This window comes from Haemophilus haemolyticus (assembly GCF_003490935.1).
Taxonomy (GTDB): domain Bacteria; phylum Pseudomonadota; class Gammaproteobacteria; order Enterobacterales; family Pasteurellaceae; genus Haemophilus; species Haemophilus haemolyticus_M.
In genome coordinates this window covers 1-5,122 of sequence record NZ_QQGD01000011.1, presented here as the reverse complement: position 1 = coordinate 5,122, position 5,122 = coordinate 1, and the positions used below count along the sequence as shown (strand labels likewise).

The 5,122-nt window shown below is 37.2% G+C and carries 4 protein-coding genes; all 4 read left to right on the top strand.

Features of this window, described 5'->3' with window-relative positions:
• The coding region (locus DV417_RS09240; RefSeq protein ID WP_192878580.1) for a hemagglutinin repeat-containing protein at positions 1–2,757 on the top strand (2,757 nt) is incomplete at its 5' end.
• A complete protein-coding gene (gene cdiI / locus DV417_RS09235; protein ID WP_118800458.1) occupies positions 2,741–3,178 on the top strand; it encodes a ribonuclease toxin immunity protein CdiI in 438 nt (145 codons plus the stop codon). The genes DV417_RS09240 and cdiI, both read left to right, overlap by 17 nt.
• Entirely contained in the window at positions 3,175–3,603 is a 429-nt protein-coding gene (locus DV417_RS09230) for a hypothetical protein (protein ID WP_118800457.1), read from the top strand. The genes cdiI and DV417_RS09230 overlap by 4 nt, the downstream gene beginning before the upstream one ends.
• Before the next feature lie 863 nt (positions 3,604–4,466).
• Positions 4,467–4,913 (top strand): hypothetical protein, encoded by a 447-nt coding sequence (locus DV417_RS09225; protein WP_005637790.1) that lies wholly within the window; start codon positions 4,467–4,469, stop codon positions 4,911–4,913.
• Positions 4,914–5,122 lie beyond the last annotated feature (209 nt).

Genomic DNA, 5,122 nt, shown 5'->3' with positions numbered 1-5,122 from the left:
GTGGCAGAAACCTTAGATGCCTTACGTGCTGGTAATATGCAGAATACGGGGACGACATCCAGCCCAAGTATGAAGGTTAGTATTGGTTATGGCAGCCAAAAACAAACACAAAGTAGCGAAAGCCAGACTATTAGTCATCAAAAATCAACGGTGAGCACAGGTACGCTTAATATAAAAGCCCGCGATGAAAAACTCACTTTTGAGGGCGTGGATGCGAATGCGAAATTGATGGCATTATCAGGCAAAAAAGGGATTGAGATAAAAGGCGTGAAAGACGAAGAGCACCAACGCACAGAAAATAAATCAGCAGGGGGGAGTGTAGGTGTCTTTGTTGGAACCAATGGTAATAGTTACGGATTTGGTATAGAGGGTTCGGTCAATGCTGCTAAGGGCAAATCTAACTCGGATAGCGAACGCTGGCAAAACAGTCATTTTACTGCAGATAAAATCATCACGAACAGTGAAGAAGGCGGCTTAACCCTTGATGCAGCGAATCTTAAAGCAAAACGTTGGGAAGCGGATATTCAAAATCTGACGATAACGAGCCGTCAAGATACAGAGAAATACGAATCCAAACAAACGAGTGCGAGTGCAAGCGGCTCGATGGCACAGGGGGCAGGAGGTGGTGCTTCGGTGAGTGCCTCCTATAACAAAGCTAAGGTAGATTATGCTCAAGTGAATGAACAAACCGGTATTCGTGTGGGTGAGGATGGTATGGATGCCCATATCCACAACCATACCCAACTGAATGGTGCCATCATCGAAAGTGATGATGATGCAAGTAAAAACCGCTTTAAAACAAAATCGCTCACGCATACCGATATTGAAAATAAAAGCGAGATTAAAACCGAAAGTGCGAGCATGAGTGCGGGCAGTGGCGGAGTGAATCCAATGCAGGCGCTTAGTAGTGCCTTGAGCTTATTGGGCAATACCAATGAAAGCGCGCGCAGCACCACCCAATCAGCTATCAGCAGCAATATTCAGATAGAGACCGAAACACCGGAAAAACTGACCGCACTTTCACGGGATACGAAGAATGCGAATCAACGTGTTGAAAAGCAAGATTTACAAAAAGTGCAAGAACGCCAAGAAATGGCTAAGGTGATAGGCGACATCAGCAACAACGCGATAAGCATTGCCACGTATAATGAGCGAGAGAAAATTAACAAGCTAGGACTTGAGAAGTTTAAGCTGGAAGAGCAAGCAAAAGCGTTGAAGGGACAAGCGGGTAATGAACAACAGCTTGCCGCCATTAAGCAACAGCTAACAAATGTTCAAGCCGAAATCACGAAAACTCAAGGTGAAATCGACCGCACTTACGGCATTGGAAGCAAGACAGGCATGGCAATTCGAGCGGTGACAGCGGCATTACAAGCGGCGGCACAAAACGATACCGCAGGCAGCCTTGTCGCACTGGCTTCACCTTACCTCAACAAAACCATCCACGAGATGACGGCAGGAGACACCGCAAAAGACAAAGCGACTAACCTTATGGCACATGCCCTTCTTTCTGCAGTGGAGTTTCAAGTGACAGGCAAAGACCCGTTAACAGGTGCAGTGGCAGGGGTGACAGGAGAAGTGACTGCACAAATCCTTACGCAGGCAATCTATAATAAAACGCCAAATCAACTTACGGCAAATGAGAAGGAAAACATTAGCACGTTAAGTCAGTTGGCGGGCGGATTGGCTGCGGCATTGACGGCGAAGGCAAATGGCACCACTGCGGAACAAGGTGGTAATTTCCTTGCTGCCACCTCTGGGGCTGGAACGGCTAAAAGTGCGGTAGAAAATAATTACCTAAGTGTTGCAGATGTTGAGAATCTCATTCGAGAACTGAGTAAAGCACAAAAAGAAGGTCGTGATACTAAACCGATTTTAGAGAAATATAAAGGTATTAGTGAAGAGAATCGTCAGCAACTCATAGCGTGTAAGGGGAATGTTGCTTGTGAAACAGCACATTTACATGAAATGAACACAGGGGCTGAAGAGCTTGAGAGAAATTTAGGGTTCTTTAGTCGTATGACGGTGTATTATCCAAATGATTTAAATACAGCAAATCGTATTGCATTATCTAATTTAGTTGAGAGTGAGTATGCAGAAAGTTTTAGCAAGCTTTCGGATACCACAAAATTTGGTTTGAATTTGATGGAGGCTGGTACAGCAATAGGTCTGGGGGCAGTAGCAGGTTCTGCAAAAGTTGGATTAAGCAATGTTAAGAGCTTAATTAGTGGAAAAAATAAAGCTTATACGACATCGGGGATGGATGGGTATAAGCGTACTAATGTTGGGGATGAGGATTATCCTGAAGGTATTCATTTCAGTATGAATTTGAAAAATCACTTAATCCAAGGGGAAGGTATTAATCAACGAAGAGGTGTTGCTGGAGGACACAATAGAGAAAACTTCCTAAATACTCTTTCCCAGGGAGGCGGTCGAATCGTTAAGGAGGAATCAACAAATGTTGATGGTATTACTCGTATTCATTATGAAATTCCAAGATTAGGAAGAGACGGAAAACCTGATGGGACTTACAAAGCAATATCTAGCCCTAAAACGGTTTATGATCCTATCAAATTCTCAGATCATGAGATGCTTGAAATGGGGCAAAAGGCTGTAGCTAAAGGATATAGTGATTTACTTGAGAGAAATAGATTAGATCCAAAAGCTTATCAAGATTCACAAAAAATTAACGGTATACAATTTCACTACTATATAAACACGGAAACTAAAGGAGTAACTAATGTTCACCCTAAATAACACCATCCCTAACTACATTCCTATAGAAGCTTTCTATACACCTATTCTTAAAGAAGTTGTGCATGAAAATGATAAAATAGAGCTTACTATAAGTGGGTATATTGACAATGTATATTATGAGGGAGATTTTTTAAAAGCTATCTATTCTGTTTTAGTAGAAAAAGATGGATTCTGTGAGGAGGGAGCTGCTTGCTATTATCCTGATATGAATAGCCCATTTCCAGAAGATCACTTTGAAGGGGTAAGGTTTGAGATTGGAGGCCTATGTGATCCTAGATACCAGATTCATGTATCTGAAGAAATCTGTTTTATGTATTTTAAAAAGGCATGCAAATATTTTTTAGAATTACATCCTGAAAAAGAATATGTGGAATTTATTTATGATATTTTAAACAATTGGGAACCATCAGAGATGAAATGAAATCACCAGATGGCGCTAGTCTCCTGACGCACGCCATCGTTTGGGGAAAAATAATGGCAAAACGAGTTAATTATGAAACTTTAAAACAATGGTTTTTTGACGATGCTTATATTTGGTGTCAACGTAAATTTACTGAAGGGAAAATAAAGAATTGGCATGGAGAATTTAATGAATGGGGAGGAGCTTTAGATAGTTTTGATGGGCATTTTGATTTGTTAATTGAGAAGTTAATGCTAAATGTAATTTTTATTATAACTAATGGAGCAAGGCATATATTGAGTCATCAAATAGTTTTTAATGAAATACAAGAGATTTTATTGAATAATAACCTTGATGAGCTAATTTCTATTTTAGAAGAAGATGAAAAAGAGGATTTTCTTTATGATTTAAATTTGATTTTAAATAATAGGGAGATTGAAGAATAGCAAGTAGTATAATGATGTTTACTCAGATATCTCCACCTAAATAGAGAGCATGTTCTGAGGCATATTTTTATTTATCTAAAAATAAACAAAAAGAAGGTGGTAAATGATGAAATATTTTATTGTTTATTCTCTTGCTTATTATGTTTTATTGTTTTTGAATTGATTCTAGGTGTGCTTGATTATTTTATTTATGGGCTGTTTACAGGGGATTTTATACGGACTGCAATCGCATCTATCATTGTTTCTGTTATAGCTATGGTTATTCATTTGATTTTTGGTATGAAGAAGTAAATTATTATCTTTTGATAAAACAAGGTTGAACATCAATGATGTGTTATTTATTCCTGTATATAAAATAAAGGTTTACGTACTTACGTTGGTTAGTAAACCACTATCTAAGGATGAAAAAATAATGAAAAAATTATGCTATCTAATATATGCAAGTTTAATATTTTCTTTGTCGACAACACTATTGATTTTTCTTTTTGTTTTATTGGATTATATGAATGAGGGTGTTTTCGACTATGACAAACTTATTAAAGTCTTTAGCTTTTCATTCATTTCTTCTTTTATTATTATGATTCTGTATTTATATAGAAAATAAAATTTTTATATTCATGTTACCCCCCAGGTGGCGCGTGTTTCCTAACGCGCGCTTGTATCAGATACACATATTAATAGTAGAACATATGGGGGGGAAATACAAAAGCTCAAATAGTTAATGATGCTAGTAATTTATGCTACGCACAAGATTGTGATATTAATCATATGAGAAAATCTTTAATAGATAAAGGTTATGATTCTTTGGCGGTTGAAGAGGCAATAAAGGAAATTATTATAAGAAATAAAAGTAGAGGAATTAAATGAAAAATTTTGTGGGTGATATAAATATTTTTTTAAATGCTTTGGGTGAAAAACAAGGTAGTAACTTAATATTAAAAGCTATTTCTATTGTGGCTACGGATTTTGAAGTGGAGTATTTTGAATGCGATAATATTCGACATACTTATTTTCACTTTTTTAAAAGAGGAGTTGATTTTGTTTTTTCTAAAAATAATGATAGTGAGTTTTTGGAATCTATATTTTTTTATGTAAATAAATATAACAATGAGTATTATGATCACCCTTTTTTAGAACAGCTTTTTGGGGAATTAAATAATAAATTTAGTCAAAATGATCTAATGGTAAAATTTGGAAAGCTGGAAGCTTATTCTGATAATTGGATTAGGTATAGTATTAATAATAAGTATATTCATTTTGAATTTAATGAGTTAAAGGAACTTTCTCAAATAACATTGTTTATTAAATGAGACACTCAATAGCTCAGATCTCCTGATGCGTGCTTGTATCTAACTAAAAATAAACAAACTGAAATTAACCGATATGGCACAGGCGGCTTATAACAGTGTGAATCGCAGCCAACAAGTCACCAATGGAAAACTCAAGGCACTTTATGCAGTGAAAGCCGCGGAAGAAGCGACAATGGCGGCTCAAAATGTGGGTAAGGTGGCAGAAACCT